Raw genomic sequence first — 15,880 nt, forward strand, 5'->3', positions numbered from 1 at the left:
ATCCCTCCTATTTACTACCAACATATCACCTATTTTAAAAATGCAACCCCCAAGCTGAAAGCAACAAAAAAGCCTTACCAACAAGTCTGGCAAGGCTTAATAAAATATCAACCAAGATTATGATTTAATTAACTTTGTTTCGAACGAACATTTCAATCTTATCTACAGGAGCTACAAGCTGTAATAGCTTCTTCTCAAAGTCTGAAATAAAGTCTGAACGCACTTTCATTTCCTCTATTTGTAGGCATATGTGGTAATACATTTGCCGCTCCCAATCAGCGACGTTACTCATTCTTTTGTGCTTCAGAATGCTCCCTGTTAACATTTCTAGCTTTGCTGGTTTGTCTCTGTTAAAAACTATAACTTTAAACCATTGAAAGTTAGGCAGGTTATCCTCGATATACACGGTAAAGACAAACCGAAACGGTTCCTGTCCGGAGTGCTCTTTCTTTAATTTCTCCCTGTAATTTTTGAATGACTCTTCCAGAGCGAAAGCTGAGCGTTTTAAATCACGTCGCTGTACGATTAACTCATCTTTCATTTTCGAAATGTACGTAGATAACAATACAGAATCATGGATATTGATCGTTAGGCTATTTAAATCAACTTGAATATCTTTATCAAAAATACCGACTAATGGCTCTTCTAAACTCATTTGGGCTCCTCCATCAACTCAAAATGAGTTCGCAGTTTGATAAAACGACGCTGACACATTTCAACTTTTTTTCTGATGTTATCCATCTCATGTCGGATTTCTCGGAGAAGCTGGAAAGCATCCTCTGCATAATTGATTTTCACCTTTTCCCAATCTTGAGCTTTAGAAAAACTACTTGGGCGATAGCGACTACTAGGCCCCTTCGGAATATGTATTGACCTAACTTTTTGGTGTTTATTTTTTCTGCGCTTCATGTCTTCTTCATCGAGGAAAACATTGATGTACCATGAAGCTTCAAACTTATTATCTTTGACTCTCACGCGACACCCAAATCTACCTGGCACTTCTGGAGTTTCAGGTGAGCGATGATGTCGATTGAAACGCCAAAAGTTATTAGCGAAGCAACTAGCCATGAATTCGAGCCGAAATGGCTCTTGATGTGTGATTTTAGTTATTTCTTCGAGGAGTAATTCCGATTGGGCCAGAGCTTTTTCAAAGTACTCTGATTCATTAAACTCCTCACGATAGTGGGCTAACTGGTGCCAATTAGACGCCAGCTGATCTAACTTTAAGTAATCTTGCATGATAAGCCTCCTTTTTTACGACTGCTACGGGTTACAGTCTAGCGAGGCTTACTAATTTGATTGCACTGCGAAAATGCCCAATCAGGACAGTTTGAGCGTTTTTTGCTTTCATTGCCCCAATAATAATGCAGCGCGTCGATAGCATATCCTCACCGGGACCTAGCCAATCACTTTCCAATTAACTATCTAATGTGGGGCCTAGATGATTACTTTCACCCAAAATAGTAGTAGCACTCTGGGGCTGCTAGATTTTGTTTCTATATCTATGTGGGACCTTGGAAATCAAAGCTGAAGTGGACGGAACATTAACTGGTATTATCCAAACTTATGTGGGGCTTTGCCTGCATGTTTTCGATAGCGCTTCTGACTTTCACATGTGAGCTTCTGACTTTCACATGTGAAAGTCCCTGAGGGGGCTTTCAGCCCAAAAAATCAGAAAGCTAACGTTTGATGCTCTTTGGATTACGCGGACTTTGTATCATACAAACAAGATATCCAAAGGCGACCATACGGTCGCATTTGGATACCTTAGCAAAAAATAATTAGCTAGGTGGGATCACATACTCCTGTACACCAGCAGTCGTCAGCAACGCATAAAAATCTGCGACCTTGATTCTTTGTCCTCTTTGCTGACAATAGGAAAATATCGCCCTTTGTTTCGCACGAGACAGTGCAACAAAAAATGTCGATAACCCTTCGGAATCGCCAGGTCGATAGGACCACCAAGCATTATCATCGATCCCCATGAAAATAGTTGTATCGAATTCCAGCCCCTTGCTTTTATGAATTGTCATTAGCGGAATCTGATTTGTACCTTCAAATTCTTCCAGGAAATTTCCCCAGCAACTTTGGGTATCAACACAGTTTGTAAAAAACTCTTCAAGTGCTGCCAGATTTATTTCAAGTAGATCACCAGTAGCGTAACGAGCAAATGTTTTCCGAAGATCATTCAAATCAATAAAGGCAATAATTCTTTCAAAAACGAGGCGAGCATTGTCTGGTGTAAACGATTGTCGCATCAACTCCTTGAGTTCAGAAATAAATAATGCTAACCGGCGTTCAACCTGTCTCAGTGCTTTTTCATCTTCTTGGGTTGTGTTACGAAGCTGCTGTACATCTGCTGATAACTGATTCCAAACTTGCGCATTTCGATGCCCAAGTCCTAGCCTTAGAAGATTAGAGAACAAAATAGTCAACTCCTCAGCAAGTAAATCCTGAAGAGTAGTTTTACCTATTTTCACACTTTCATTTCGCAAGCTAAGCCCGTACTGAGTTAAATACGAAGATAGCTGCTCTTCGTAATCCTCAGGTCTTTGGCGCACCAGAACGGAATAGTCCCTTGGGTTCAATGACCTGCTTCGCATGTCATTCGCAATCCACTGCGCCAAGTAACTGGCCTCATGATCTACGTTACGGCTAAAACAAATCCAAGCTGCATCACCAAATACCTGATTGTGATTACTTGTTTGAACCTCTCTCACCTCATGGTCAATAGCTTGTGCAATAACATGTTGTATCCTGACCAATTCAGGTGAAGAGCGGTGATTAAGTAACAGCGGATATCGTTGTGCCGAAAAATCAGCCTCAAACTGATGGAACGCATCACCTCGGGCCCCAGCCCAACCCATGATCCTCTGCTTATAATCCCCCACAACCATTACAGTTGTTTCACTATAACCGAAGGCTGACAGCAGGAAATCATACTGACCATAAGTCGTATCTTGGAATTCATCCACAAATACATATGGATACGTTGCTCTCAAAGCTCGTCGCACATGGTCATTGGTACGAATTATATATTCAGCCAGCCGGTTTATTGTCATAAACGTCAGCTGTGATGGCTCTCCATCTCCGCAACGTACTTGTTCGGCTAACCAATTATCATAAAGAGTCCGTTCACCGATGTCGTTCGAAGCTAGACCAAGTCTCCTTGAGCCAACAAATGTAGACTCAAAAGTTACTGGATTTATTCTGGCTACAGCATTCAACAATCCAGAGACATGACTATTTTGTTGCCGCTGCTGGTCTAAAAAATGAGTTATCTGTTGGCGGGTTGCAAAAGTAACATCATATGGTTTTGTTGGTCTCCACTGTGGTGGTAACGCCATTCGGAAACGGTCAACTATATTTTTGGAAAAAGCGTCAAAAGTCATCGAAACAAATCGATTACCGAGTTCTTCCGGGCAACGCTCTTTCACTCTATTTGCCAGATTTTTTGCGGCATCAGTCTTAAATGAAATGGCCAGAATTTTCTTGTTTGGTGGGCATAGGCCTGTCTCAAGAAAATATGCAGCCTTTTGCGCTAAAAACTCTGTTTTTCCTGCTCCAGGGCCTGCGATAACGCTTGTGGACTCTCGTCGCCTTAGTGCTTGCCAAGCATTTGGCTCAAGATTTTCGATCCCTTTGGGCTGCCAATGATTGGGTTGAATAAACTTCACCTAGCCCCCTAGCTTTGAAGAGCTGCGTGAATAGACTGAATTAAAGCTCGTAGCTCTTCTGGCGCGTTTTGAGCCAACTGTTCTGACGGAATAGAGCCAAGCACTCGAATATGCGTACTTGGTTTACCTCTTCCTAAGAACAGATATCTGTACCAGCGCAAGTTAAGTACATCATCCGCGTAGAAGCTAGGATGCCCTTCATCTCCCATAACAGCATTGCCTGGATCACCATGCATAGATGGTCCATTAGAGCTTTCATCTGGGACCACTCGATAATGGCCAGGAAATGCTTTTAACATCGAATAATCAATATCTAATGGGCTTGAAAAATAAACACCGTGGCGCCTGAGGGCATAAACCCAAGACCTAATACTAGTCAAATCACCAAGCGGAAAAGTATCAAATGCATCAAGATCATATTGATATCCTAAAGGGTTAGGGGATTGCCAAATCTCACTTGGGTTTGCCCCATACTCTATCAACTTGGCGACTGCGTTCTTAATCCTTCCCCAGCCACCGCCGTGCCGCCCCCAATCCAGATCAAGTAATGTGATAAAGGGGATCTGTAAATCTGTTAGCAAACGCCACATGTGGTTTACATGGCGGCCCCCTAATGGAACCATGGCGACAAAGGATTTATCAATTGGTATGCCCATAGCCTCTGATATCGAAGGAAGAATTACCTCCTCAGAAGCCCCCTCTCCGAGAACCACGACCTTAGCGAAATACAACTCTGGATAGGCTCTCACCGCTTGCTGGATGTACTTTGCAGCTTCATTCTCTTCATCGGGTAAAGTCAGTTGACGAACAACAGTGGTGTTTGATTCTGTTGCTAACCTGAAGTGCCTTACTTGCGTTGGTTGGATTCTGGCGAGAATGCTCGGCGAATGGCTAGATAGTACTGCTTGTGCTCTTAAGCCATGCACTAGGCTGCTGATCTGGCTTATGATTCGCGATAGATAGTATGGGGCTAGGTTATTCTCCGGCTCCTCAAGTGCCAAAATAGTCAACGAGGGCAAGGGCAAGTCTGCACCGAGAAAATCTTCACTCTCTGGTTGGGCTAATATCTCGTTTTCAACATCGAGAGTGGCTGAAGTCATGGCGATGTGAAACAGCGAACTTTGGCCATCACTTAGCTCATCAATACTCCGATCCCGACCACTTTCATCTGGGTGCAGCAGTACCTCTACCTTACGAACAAATTCTTCAAAGCGTAGGTCAACCGGGCGAAACTTCGGTGTACTATCAGTTCCAGCAGAGTGCAGTTCCTGCCAACGCTCTGTGAGCTTTCCGGTAACGGTTCTAATCGCCTTTTCACCCTCAAAAGATTCGTTCAGCTCTGTGGCCTTTTGAGTAAAAGATGACCGAACTTGTTCTGACCAATTAATAGCCTTCCAAAGTCGGCCTTTCAGAAAGGCTGATACCTGAGAAACTGCGCATCGTGTCGCAGGGACGTAAATCAATTGGATTCGAGAGCGATCCGCTGGACGCACGTTACAAAAATCAGCCTCTTCAGGCTCACCCCATGTAGTGACCGCTCGGAACTGACTCGTAATGTATCCATCTATTGAACCATCATCTTCCCATTCCGCGTCCAAGCGCAAACGGCACTTCAGTTTGCCGCCCTCATCTGTCACGCTCATATGATGAAAGAAATCTGGTATCACAGAGTGATCTCCGTCTTCATCTTCCAGTTCGGGGAAGGCGACAATGGCTTCAAGCGTGAGAGTCCGCTTACTGGGTATTTCTTCTTCCAAAGAGGGGATATGGAAGTCTTGACGACGTATCGTCCGCTGCTCATTGGATATGCCGAACATTCGCTGCAAGGCCTGCATCAAGGCTGTTTTTCCAGAGCCATTAGCCCCAACCAAAGTCGTAAAATCAGACTCCATAGAGATAAACTGTCCTTCAGGGCCAAAGCTTCTAAAATTTTTTATGCTAACAGACTCAATGTACATCTCGATTTCCTTCCAGTGACACTTATGTACAACTTGGGGCATAGGAGAAAGATTTCAACTACTTATCAGTATTGTATCCCTAGGATGTATTAGTCAGGAAGTTAATAAAATGTCTAATGTGGACAAAGCGATAAGCATACAAAAAAGACAAAAATACCACGTTTCTTGTTTTTTGATCTCGATCGAGGTTAAAATACAGGAAATGGGATTAAGGGGAACTATATGAACTCAGCGCTAAGCAATATGGTCAATAATGAAAAGAGCACGATAGTCGAAGATGATCATCGAGAACACTTAGTATCTCATCGTCCACATATCAAGGAAGCATTGCAACGTGGCTTGAGTGCCCGAAAGAGAATGACCGAAAACAACCCAGCCACTAGTGGTGGTCAATATTTTTATGGTGATACGATTCGTGCTCTGCGAGAACTACTAAAACCATACGGATACGTAAGAGAATCAATTCGTAATGTAGAGCTTACAATCAACAAAGATGAAGGGATTGCTATCTACCTCTGTAGTGCTTGCGATCAAACTGGAAATCTTGCTGGTTTCCCGCAGTCCATTACAGACAAGGGTGACTTTACTCTAGATCTCTTAGCGCTTAAGTTCGAAGAATCTCTCAACTATGACTTGTTCCCAGAAACACTTCCTGAGTCGAATCAAAGAAACAAACTAAATTGTGATGTTTGGTTCCTTCTCCATCATTTTGACAAAAACAACAATAAGCTTACCGCTGAACTTGCAAGACCTGTATCCTACAATAAACGAGGTTACGTGACAGGATTTGATCTTGAAAATCGTATAATTATTGACATGAACAACGAAGAGCTCGTTGATTCACAAGTCGATTTTAATGATGAAATTGACTTTGATATCGAAGAAATAAGTAACGACAATGTTTAACTCATTAAGACTAAAAATTGCCAGAGAAAGAAGAGGATATACAAAAAAGGCGTTAGCCGAACTAACAGGGATCACTACGAGAACACTTTCGACGTATGAAAATAAAGGGCTTCTAGACACAATTGACTCAACCTTAGTGAGTCGTATTGCAGATATCCTCAATTATCCTACTGAATTTTTCTACGCGGATAATCCCGAGCAAATAGTAAAAGAAGGCGTAAGCTTCCGAGCTATGACGAAGCTTAGTGCATCCAAAAGAGACGCGGCTCTAAGTGCAGGAACGTTAGCCGTTGAGTTTAATGCTTGGTTAGAAAGTCGATTCAATCTGAAACAACATGATATTTTAGATTGCAGTAATGAAGATTTCGCAGATCCTGAAAGTGCCGCACAACTGCTACGAGAACATTGGGGCCTAGGTGAGTTATCCATTTCAAATATGATTCACCTTTTGGAATCTAAAGGGGTACGTGTCTTTTCATTGACGGAGAATTGTGTCGAAGTAGATGCATTCTCATTTTGGCTAGACGAGAAACCTTTTGTTTTTCTCAATACAATGAAAACTCCAGAACGCAGTCGCTTCGATGCCGCTCATGAACTTGGGCATCTTGTATTACACAAACATGCATCCAACAACGGGCGCCAAGCAGAAGAACAAGCTGATCGATTTGCGTCAGCATTTCTGATGCCGAAAGGAAGCATTCTTGCGAAAGTGCCATCATACCCTTCGCTCAACCAACTGTTGAAATTGAAGAAATATTGGAAAGTATCGTTGGCAGCTCTAATACGAAGAACTTTTGACTTAGGGTTGTCGTCAGAGTGGCATTATCGTCAATTAAATATTGAACTATCAAACTATTACGGCAGAAAATCAGAGCCAGAGGGTTTGGAGAGCAGAGAGACATCTTTAGTACTTCAAAAGGTTTTCAATAAATTAAGAGAAAAAAACTTATCTCGAACCGAAATACTCAATGAACTGAAATTACCCCAAGATGAACTTTCAGCTTTAACATTTAACAACCCATTTTTTATGTTAAAAACTGTTGTATCAAACAAGGGGGATGAGGCAATTCACCTTTCAACTAAAGCCACTCAACCAATCCTAAGAGTTATTAATTAACAAAGCATTGTTATGGGGGGATCATATAAATTGATCCCTCATATTGCTTACCTCTCGAGATTCCTAACTCCAAGTTTCACATGTGAAAACGTATCACTTTATGATACTAAAATAGCCATTCGACCAAAGTTATCCTTATTTTGTTTTAAATTGCCTGCCAAATCGCTCACCAAAGGCAGTTCCAGATGCCTAAAAACGTTCCCTGCAACGATAGTCTATTCATGTCGACGAAATGAACTGAAAACACTTGAAAAACACAGCGCCGCGGCCAATCCAATGAGGATTTGCAATGAACTTAACAATCGAGAAACGAGATGAGGGGTTGATGTCTTTACCTGAAGGCGCACCACCAGAACTAATAGCGGGACCTATCTCTGTTAAAGCTCACACGTATGACCCAGATTTTAAGAAAGGATTTGGCATTCTAATCCAATGGCGCTCAAGAGTGGGCGAGCATCACGAACGAGTCTTCAAAATGAAGGATATTCTTGCTGATGGAGGGCGATCTATGATTCAAACACTTGCTGATACGGGCTTATACATACATTACAGGCAGGGTTACTGGAAACACATCATTGACTATATTTTGTCATCATCACCAACAGACACTGTAGTTACGGTTGATCAAACTGGTTGGTATTACGATCAATTTGTTACACCAAGCTGGGTAGCGGGCTTTAGTGAACAAGAAGTGATTTTCCAAAATGATTCCGCAGAGAAGTTGAGTGCCAAAGGTACATTTATGGATTGGCAAGAGTCCGTTGCCCGCTTATGCCAAAACAATGCTTTAATGACTTTTTCACTGTGCTCAGCTTTCGCTGCTCCTTTGCTATCCAAATTGGATTGGGACTCATTTCTAGTACATTTTCTAGGCAGTTCTAAACATGGTAAAACTACCTTATTGCGACTTGCGGCTTCTGTTTGCTCTGACTTTAATTACTGTGATTCTTGGAGTAGTACCAGCAACGGCCTAGAGGCCAGGGCTAAGTCACGCAACAACATGATTGTTCTGTTGGATGAATTCCAACAGGCAGATCCTGAATCGGTACTGACCGGCGTTTATCAACTAGGCAATGGCACATCAAAGCTAAGAGCAACCAAAAGTGCCAACCTGCAAGAGCAGTATCACTGGAACATTGTAGGGCTCTCGACAGGAGAAATTGGCCTTGCTCAAGTTCTAGCCCAAGCAAACCGAAAGGTTCAAGCTGGCCAGCTGATGCGATTTTTTGAAATTCCTCTGTTTCAGAAATACGGAGCCTTCGAGCACATACATGAACTCAACTCTGCTAAAGAGTTTGCTGAACACATAGCCCAAGTAACATCACACCAGCATGGTACAGCGCTTCAACCCTTTCTAAACCAGGTCGCGTCCATTGATGACATCAGGGAAAAACTAACCTCAAGAATTAAATCAATATCATCGATCTGGTTTGATTGCTACGAACTAACAAAAAACAATCAGATAAGTTTCGCAGCTGACCGCTTCGCCTTTATCGCTTCCGTTGGCGAGCTTGCCATTGAATTAGGTGCGCTTCCGTGGAGTAAAGGCAGCGCCATTATGGAGATCGGAAAAATCTTTGAGGTATGGGTAGCCAACCAGGATGAAGATTGTGACTTTGAAGAGCGACATATAAAGAACCAGCTGCGGCAAATCATTCCCAAGTGGCAGTATTCAATGAGTTTACCCGGTGAAATAGCCAAAAATGGATGGTGGCAATACGAGAGAGGCGAGCTTTGCTGGCATATCCATCGAGATGCGTTCAAGCGAGCTTTTAAGCTGCATTTTGACCATCAGGTCATTCAGACCGCGCTATTTCTGAAAAGGCAAGGCTGGCTGCACACCAATGAACCAGCCCGAGGCACATTCAAAAGCAATGTTTCTGGCCGTGCAGCTCGAAACTTTAAAATCTTCCCAGCTAGGATTACCGAACAACTAGATCTCGATGTTGACTTCAGCCGTTTCCAAAAAGGAGGTGAGGCATGATTTCCCATTTTCCCATTTCCCAGCGCGATAGAAACGAAGCTCAAGCTCTGTTGGCAGATATCAAAGCGGCAACCGAAGAGCTCCGCACTCTAATAACATCGCAAAAACAGTTCTTAAGCGCAGAGGAAGCTGCACAGTATGCAAACTTGTCTGTTAAGTACATTTATAAGCTCACGCATACCAAGCAAATCACGCACTACAAACCGAACCGCAAACTGTACTTCAAGCGCGATGATCTCGATGCTTGGTTGATGTCTCACCGGGTAGAGGAGAAAAAGTAAATGCCTTATACTGAACCGACTTTGACACAAAGAGCAGAGATCTTGAACGCCTATGGTGAGTCAGAGCGCTTGGTAAGAGAAGCTGAGCGCAAGCAGATCACCTCAGTCAGCAATACCACATGGTGGAGACTAAGCCGAAAAGGTCAAGTTCCGGCAGCCAAGCAAGTTGGTACAACCAAGTCCTGGTTGCTGTCCGATCTGCTGCTTTGGATGCAACATCAGTAAATTAGCCAAAATCTTTCTGGTGAGTATATCGGTGAGTAACGTGATACAGTTACTCACCACAATCGCTTGAAAGCACTGGTCTCACAGGGCATGACCAATGCTATTCTGCGAGCAGATCCAAAACATCGAATAAGGGTTTTTGAGTCTCTCTAAGCTTACCAAGCCCCTGTAAATAGGGGCTTTTTTTCAGGAAATTACAGGTCTTTGCCTCTGTTTTCAACCAACTGGTGAGTAACTTTCCAGCACGAGAGAGAATACTATGACGAATTGTGCTTACCCCAAAAGTCTCTTGATTTCAAATATCGATTCAACATTGCATCCAGTTATGGCTGCTTTTTAAGAATTTCCGATCTTAAAGTTAACAATCAAAATTACTCGTGACGGACTTGAAACAATTGCGCTAACTCATTAATTAACCAAGTAGCGGCTAATAGATCTGCACTGCCGCCGGGGCTTAAGTGTTTTTCAATCATCGCGCTATCGAGCGCCGTAAGAGCTTGTTCAATTTCTTGATATAAAAAGCCGCCTTTGGCGAGCAGTTGCTGCGCTTGCGCTTGCACAAAATGCAGCCCTTCTAATCCACCGCGAGCAGCGAGGTTGCTGTCGTTATTGTTGGCCATCAACACCAATAAGGTATGCCACAAGGCTTGCTCGGTGCTAGCTCCTTTGGTTAAACAGGCTTGGTAGGCTGGCAGCGCATGTTGCATCACCATCGCAAGGCCAGAAGCGGCTTCACCGCGTGCGCCGGTTAAACCGTACCGACGATAAATTCGCTCGCCTGCCGTTTTGGGAGCCGATTCACGCTTCGCTTTTAGCTCATCAATAATCAAAAACTGGCAAGCTTGGCGAATGGTTTCGCCAATATGCTGCGCATCAATTTTGAGTTGATTGGCTTTGAGCCACCCCACAGAGCCGCAAATAAGCCCCAAGATAAAAATCATCCCTTTATGGGTGTTCACCCCTTGAGTGGCAGCAAACATGGCTTGCTCAGCTTCTATGCCAATCGGGCGCAAGGCGGTCAGCAACTGAGCGGCCGGATTTCCCGCGCTCTCCCAACCTGCACTGACAAAAGATTGCAGATAAGGCGCAATCGCCTCGGCACTGGCGATAAAAGTGTTGAGATCCATATCGCGGTGCGCGCCATTATTAGCAGTATCCACCAAACCCGGTTTAGGGGTGAGATGCACCTCTAACATCATGGCATGATAAGCCAGATGCCCCACTAAGCGAGGCAAGCTGAACGTTTTCGCGCCACTTGTGCCAGAGGCTTGGCTAGGCAGTTCAAGCAGAAGATCAAGCGCAGCAGGAATAGTCATGAACCATCTCCTCGATTTTAGCCAACAAAGCCTCAACACCGTGCTGCCGCGAGCGAGCACAGATCACCGCATCACGTTCACACAGCAAGCAGCGCCGTCTTGGCAACTGCGCACCTTGGCGCGAAATAATATGCCCATCGACATCAAGCACATCCAGATCCATCAGTCGCCCTAGCGGGTGCTCGCGTTCAATCTTCATCATGGCTTTTTTCAACATGCTGGCTGAAGGAGCCTGAATCACCACAAAGGCTTCCGGCCCCGTTTTTTCCACCAACAGCTGACAAGCCACTTGCCGCCAGCCCGTTTGCTGACACAGTTCTTGAATGGCACGCATACCTGCATCCATCACGGTTTGGCTGGCAGCGTTGAGCTTAACCGCGCCCGGCATGTTAACCGTGAAAGAAACCAGAGGCAGTGAATGGCGTTTTAGCCACTCACCTTGTTGCCGAACCCGCACTTCTTTACGCAGAAGTAGCTGGTCCAGACTGACTGAAAGATCCGGATGGTGACTCATAGGCTTTTTACCTGCTTGATAACATCAATGATCGAACCGTCACGGTAGTGAACAAAGGCAACGGTTTTGTCTTCAAATTGCAACGGCTGGGGTTTACCCGTCAGCAACTCCGCACGCTGTTGCAACGCTTCAATCTCGACAACGGGCAGTTGCGCCGCGATGAAACGCGCTTTCAGTTCGGGACGATTCGGGTTTACCGCGATACCTTGATCCGTCACCAACACATCGATGGTGGCTCCTGGGGTGATGACGTTAGTGACCTTCTCGACCACGGTCGGAATGCGGCCACGCACCAAAGGCGCCACAATAATCGATAAGTTTGCCGCCGCCGCCGTGTCACAATGACCGCCGGATGCGCCGCGAATTACCCCATCAGAGCCGGTGATCACGTTAACGTTAAACTGGGTATCAATTTCCAGCGCACTCAAGATAACCACATCCAGCCTATCCACCGCCGCCCCCTTCGAGCTTGGGTTGGCGTATTCGTTAGCAGAGATTTCGAGATGATGTGGATTGCGCGCTAACGAGCCCGCCGCCACCGAATCGAAACACTGCACATCGAGCAAGTAATCAATCAGTCCCTGTTCATGCATTTCCACCATAGTCGCAGTGATACCACCGAGAGCGAAAGAAGCGCGAATGTTTTGGCGCAACATCTTCTCTTTCAAAAAGCGCGCAACCGCGAGCGATGCACCGCCCGAACCGGTCTGCATTGAAAAACCATCATAGAAATAGCCTGAATGCTCGATGACTTCTGCAGCGCGTTTGGCAATCAGAAGCTCGCGTGGGTTGGTGGTCATGCGCGTGGCATCCCCACCGATTTTGCTTGGGTCGCCCACTTCCGCCACTTGCACGACTGCATCAACACGATCTTGAGTAATCGATGCAGGGAAATTCGGGAAACCGACGATGGCTTCAGTCAGCATCACCACTTTTTCAGCGTGCTCGGCATCAACTTTGCCATAGCCGAGTGAGCCGCAATTGGATTTGCCTTTAAAGCCGTTAGCGTTGCCAAACTCATCGCAACAAGGTACGCCAATAAACGCCATGTCGATGTACAGCTCACCGCTTTGGATCAAATGCACACGACCACCGTGCGAGTGAATATGCACGGGCTCATCAAGCAGGCCGTTAGAAATGCTGTCGGCCAGCACTCCGCGGATCCCTGAGGTGTAAATCTTGCTCACTACGCCGTTTTTGATGTGTTCAATCAAAGGCGAGTGACAAGAGGTGAGCGAGCTTGAGGCGAGCGTGAGGTTTTTAATCCCCAATTCGGCAATCACCTCCATCACTAGGTTGACGGTTTTATCGCCGCCACGAAACGCATGGTGGAAAGAAATGGTCATGCCATCTTTTAAACCAAGATCGACAATCGCTTCACGGATCGAGCTTTTCACTTTGCGACTTTTTTTCGCTGACTCATCCAGTAAATGCGGCGTGATCGCGTGCGCTTGGGTGTAAGGCGTCAACGCGTAGCGTTCCACTTCCAGCACAGACAGAGGGTTATTTAATGTATTGATACTCATGAGGTGACCTTTAGTGTTTGATGCCGGATTCAGCACGTTGCAGTGTCCAACGTGCGCGTTCGATGATGGGTCCATCGACCATTTTGCCGTTAAGGGAAACCACGCCCAGCCCTTTTGCTGCTGCTTCTTCAGCGGCTTCGATGACTGCAATGGCGTGATCGACCTCTTTTTGTGTTGGGGCAAACACGTTGTGCAGCAGGTCAATCTGGCGCGGATTAATCAGTGATTTGCCATCAAAGCCGAGCTGCTTGATATGCTCCGCTTCACGCAAAAATCCCTCTTCGTTATTGGCATCCGAATAGACCGTATCAAACGCCATGATCCCGGCAGCACGTGCCGCTTGCAGAATGGAGCAGCGCGCAAACAACAGCTCAATCCCTTCTGCTGAACGCTGCGTGCGCAGATCGCGTACATAGTCTTCCGCACCAAGCGCAATCCCAATCAGGCGGCGTGAGCTAAAGGCAATCTCGACTGCGTTGTTAATGCCCTGCGCGCTTTCAATCGCGGCTAGCATGCGCGTGCTACCCACTTCACGTCCGCATTCACGCTCGATCTGTTCGATGACTTTTTCCATCTCAATTACATCGTTGGCGTTATCGGTTTTCGGCAGACGCACCACTTTGGCTCCGCCACGCACCACGGCATTAAGGTCTTTGATGCCGAATTCAGAATCGAGCGGATTGACCCGCACCACGGTTTCCATCTCTTGATACATAGGGTGTTGCAGCGCATGGAACACCAACATCCGCGCGGTGTCTTTTTCACGCAGCGCGACCGAGTCTTCCAGATCGAACATGATGGAGTCGGGTTGATAGATAAAGGTATTGCTGAGCATGGCGGCATTCGCGCCCGGCACAAATAACATACTGCGACGAAGTTTGGTCATGATAGTTGGCTCCACTCAATGTTCTGAACTTCACAAGCGCGCATTACTGCCGCCTGTACGCGCGCGCGGATCACACAATCCAGCGCGCCTTTGTCTTCGATGGTGACCAACGCATCGTGCACTTGCATCGCGTCGAGGGTGTGCAGCACGACCTGACGAATCGCATGACCAAATTGCTGCTCGACGGTACTGTCTAACACCAGTTCAATACCGCCATCGTTATTGGGTTCAATCCGAACCTGAAGATCACTGGACTCCAGTGTTCCCGCAAAGGCGGGATGGGCAATTTTCATGGGTACAACCTTGTTAATGAGTTATTGGATAAAACAGTGTCAGCACTGCGCTCATACCGCTAACAGTTGCGGTGCGGCCTGTAGCGAATGTTCCGCATAATTCTGACAAAGGTAGGAATAAGTCGTTTTCGGCACGAGATCGACAATCGCGGCAACGCCAAATTGTTTGAGCAAGTAACGCACGCGCGATGCGGAGATCGGCTGCGAGGCTTGCTGACTGCGCTCAATTTCCACTACTTGGATCGGCGCACTGACATCGTGCGCTTCTTTTAGCCAGCGGCGCATGGCTTGGTTGTAGTTACGCGTCACCGTACAAATCGGCTCACTGCCGACAAAGCGGTGCGTAATGCCAAGGGCAGGTGCTATTGAATGGCGGAAAATACTTAAATCCAGCGCAGTATGGGATTGATTGACCACTTGCTGATCTTTAATAAAATAACTAGGGAAGGTCGCGCGCGAAATAATATAATCCGAGCCAGAATGAATAGTTAAATTCAATAAGTGTTTACTGCCTGTCTTAATCATGGCCATACGGTCAGCGTAAGAGAAATCTTTATTCTCTGCTTTTACCACAAATAAATGCACCCAATCACATTGTTCACAGGCTTGTTCAATTAAATATTGATGACCTAAGGTAAATGGATTGGCATTCATCACAATACTGCCAATTTTACGCCCAGACATTTTTAATAAATGCAACTGTTTGCAATAAACCGCAAGACGATTTGGGCTATTTTCTAATAAAGCAATATGCGGTTCGACTTTATCGACTAAGAAAAAACCGCACTGTCGGAATAAATCTATATTGGTCGGCTTAGTGAATAGAAATAGTGAAAAACACCCTATTTCATAAGCGAAGTTGGTTAATTCGGTCATCAATTTGAGCGCAAAACCGGTCCCTTGCAGCGCAGGAGAAACCGCGATGGACTTCAACACATGCCCCGCAATTCCACCGCAAGCGATGATTTGGTTTGTACCGTAAGCCACCACAAAATGCTCAACATCCTCATCAACCGTGAGCTGATGCTGGCAGAGAAACTCTTTGATCTGCAAGAGCTTGGTTTTATTCTTGCTTGAAACTCGCGAGAAGGTGTAAATATCTACCATGGTCGGCTTCCTCACCTATTTTTTCTGACTTTATTATCTAAATTAAGCCGCAAAGGTTTAATGAGGGTAATCACTTTATTTCCCGTGGTT

Annotated in this window: 15 protein-coding genes; 5 read left to right on the top strand and 10 right to left on the bottom strand. The window is 45.5% G+C overall.

From position 1 onward, the window contains the following. Window positions 1-124: 124 nt before the first annotated feature. From AACT18_RS04935 to AACT18_RS04950, 4 genes are all read right to left on the bottom strand, one after another. On the bottom strand, window positions 125-655 hold the full coding sequence (locus tag AACT18_RS04935) for a hypothetical protein (RefSeq protein ID WP_094143459.1): 531 nt from the start codon (window positions 653-655) through the stop codon (window positions 125-127). Continuing rightward, the gene (gene mobI, locus AACT18_RS04940; protein WP_094143457.1) at window positions 652-1,239 is read right to left on the bottom strand and encodes a conjugative transfer protein MobI(A/C); all 588 of its coding nucleotides are present in this window, start codon (window positions 1,237-1,239) and stop codon (window positions 652-654) included. The genes AACT18_RS04935 and mobI overlap by 4 nt, the downstream gene beginning before the upstream one ends. Before the next feature lie 542 nt (window positions 1,240-1,781). Beyond that, complete coding sequence (locus AACT18_RS04945) at window positions 1,782-3,677, bottom strand: UvrD-helicase domain-containing protein (protein WP_094124836.1); 1,896 nt, start codon at window positions 3,675-3,677, stop codon at window positions 1,782-1,784. An 8-nt stretch (window positions 3,678-3,685) separates the two neighbouring features. Then, window positions 3,686-5,677: an ATP-dependent nuclease gene (locus AACT18_RS04950; protein WP_339373508.1), complete on the bottom strand. Its 1,992-nt coding sequence runs from the start codon at window positions 5,675-5,677 to the stop codon at window positions 3,686-3,688. A 180-nt stretch (window positions 5,678-5,857) separates the two neighbouring features. Here AACT18_RS04950 and AACT18_RS04955 point away from each other — a divergent pair, with 180 nt between their 5' ends. The 5 genes from AACT18_RS04955 to AACT18_RS04975 all read left to right on the top strand — a co-directional run bounded on the left by AACT18_RS04955 (window position 5,858) and on the right by AACT18_RS04975 (window position 10,148). Next, entirely contained in the window at window positions 5,858-6,541 is a 684-nt protein-coding gene (locus tag AACT18_RS04955) for a hypothetical protein (protein WP_237666732.1), read from the top strand. Beyond that, window positions 6,534-7,658 carry a helix-turn-helix domain-containing protein gene (locus tag AACT18_RS04960; RefSeq protein WP_094143455.1) on the top strand — a complete coding sequence of 375 codons (1,125 nt, stop codon included), beginning with the start codon at window positions 6,534-6,536 and terminating at the stop codon, window positions 7,656-7,658. The genes AACT18_RS04955 and AACT18_RS04960 overlap by 8 nt, the downstream gene beginning before the upstream one ends. 289 nt (window positions 7,659-7,947) lie before the next feature. Beyond that, window positions 7,948-9,642: a DUF927 domain-containing protein gene (locus AACT18_RS04965; protein ID WP_094124834.1), complete on the top strand. Its 1,695-nt coding sequence runs from the start codon at window positions 7,948-7,950 to the stop codon at window positions 9,640-9,642. Continuing rightward, entirely contained in the window at window positions 9,639-9,923 is a 285-nt protein-coding gene (locus AACT18_RS04970; protein WP_013855706.1) for a helix-turn-helix domain-containing protein, read from the top strand. Before AACT18_RS04965 ends, AACT18_RS04970 begins: the two co-directional genes overlap by 4 nt. Continuing rightward, the gene (locus AACT18_RS04975; protein ID WP_001147121.1) at window positions 9,924-10,148 is read left to right on the top strand and encodes a hypothetical protein; all 225 of its coding nucleotides are present in this window, start codon (window positions 9,924-9,926) and stop codon (window positions 10,146-10,148) included. A gap of 371 nt (window positions 10,149-10,519) precedes the next feature. On the opposite strand, the gene citG is transcribed toward AACT18_RS04975, so the two are convergent. The 6 genes from citG to citC are packed head-to-tail and all read right to left on the bottom strand — an operon-like array spanning window position 10,520 to window position 15,790. Beyond that, window positions 10,520-11,464, bottom strand: coding sequence for a triphosphoribosyl-dephospho-CoA synthase CitG (gene citG, locus AACT18_RS04980; protein ID WP_017048259.1), 945 nt, complete (start codon window positions 11,462-11,464; stop codon window positions 10,520-10,522). Further along, window positions 11,442-11,978: a citrate lyase holo-[acyl-carrier protein] synthase gene (gene citX, locus AACT18_RS04985; protein WP_017048258.1), complete on the bottom strand. Its 537-nt coding sequence runs from the start codon at window positions 11,976-11,978 to the stop codon at window positions 11,442-11,444. The genes citG and citX overlap by 23 nt, the downstream gene beginning before the upstream one ends. Then, window positions 11,975-13,504 carry a citrate lyase subunit alpha gene (gene citF / locus AACT18_RS04990; RefSeq protein WP_094124833.1) on the bottom strand — a complete coding sequence of 510 codons (1,530 nt, stop codon included), beginning with the start codon at window positions 13,502-13,504 and terminating at the stop codon, window positions 11,975-11,977. Before citF ends, citX begins: the two co-directional genes overlap by 4 nt. Before the next feature lie 10 nt (window positions 13,505-13,514). Further along, window positions 13,515-14,390, bottom strand: a complete 876-nt coding sequence (gene citE, locus AACT18_RS04995) for a citrate (pro-3S)-lyase subunit beta (RefSeq protein WP_000164137.1) — start codon at window positions 14,388-14,390, stop codon at window positions 13,515-13,517. Beyond that, window positions 14,387-14,683 carry a citrate lyase acyl carrier protein gene (gene citD / locus AACT18_RS05000; protein WP_017050622.1) on the bottom strand — a complete coding sequence of 99 codons (297 nt, stop codon included), beginning with the start codon at window positions 14,681-14,683 and terminating at the stop codon, window positions 14,387-14,389. The genes citE and citD overlap by 4 nt, the downstream gene beginning before the upstream one ends. Window positions 14,684-14,734: 51 nt before the next feature. Then, the gene (gene citC, locus AACT18_RS05005; RefSeq protein ID WP_161439673.1) at window positions 14,735-15,790 is read right to left on the bottom strand and encodes a [citrate (pro-3S)-lyase] ligase; all 1,056 of its coding nucleotides are present in this window, start codon (window positions 15,788-15,790) and stop codon (window positions 14,735-14,737) included. Between the last annotated feature and the right edge of the window lie 90 nt (window positions 15,791-15,880).

The sequence above is a fragment of the Vibrio sp. V04_P4A5T148 genome (genome assembly GCF_963875605.1).
GTDB lineage: Bacteria > Pseudomonadota > Gammaproteobacteria > Enterobacterales > Vibrionaceae > Vibrio > Vibrio anguillarum.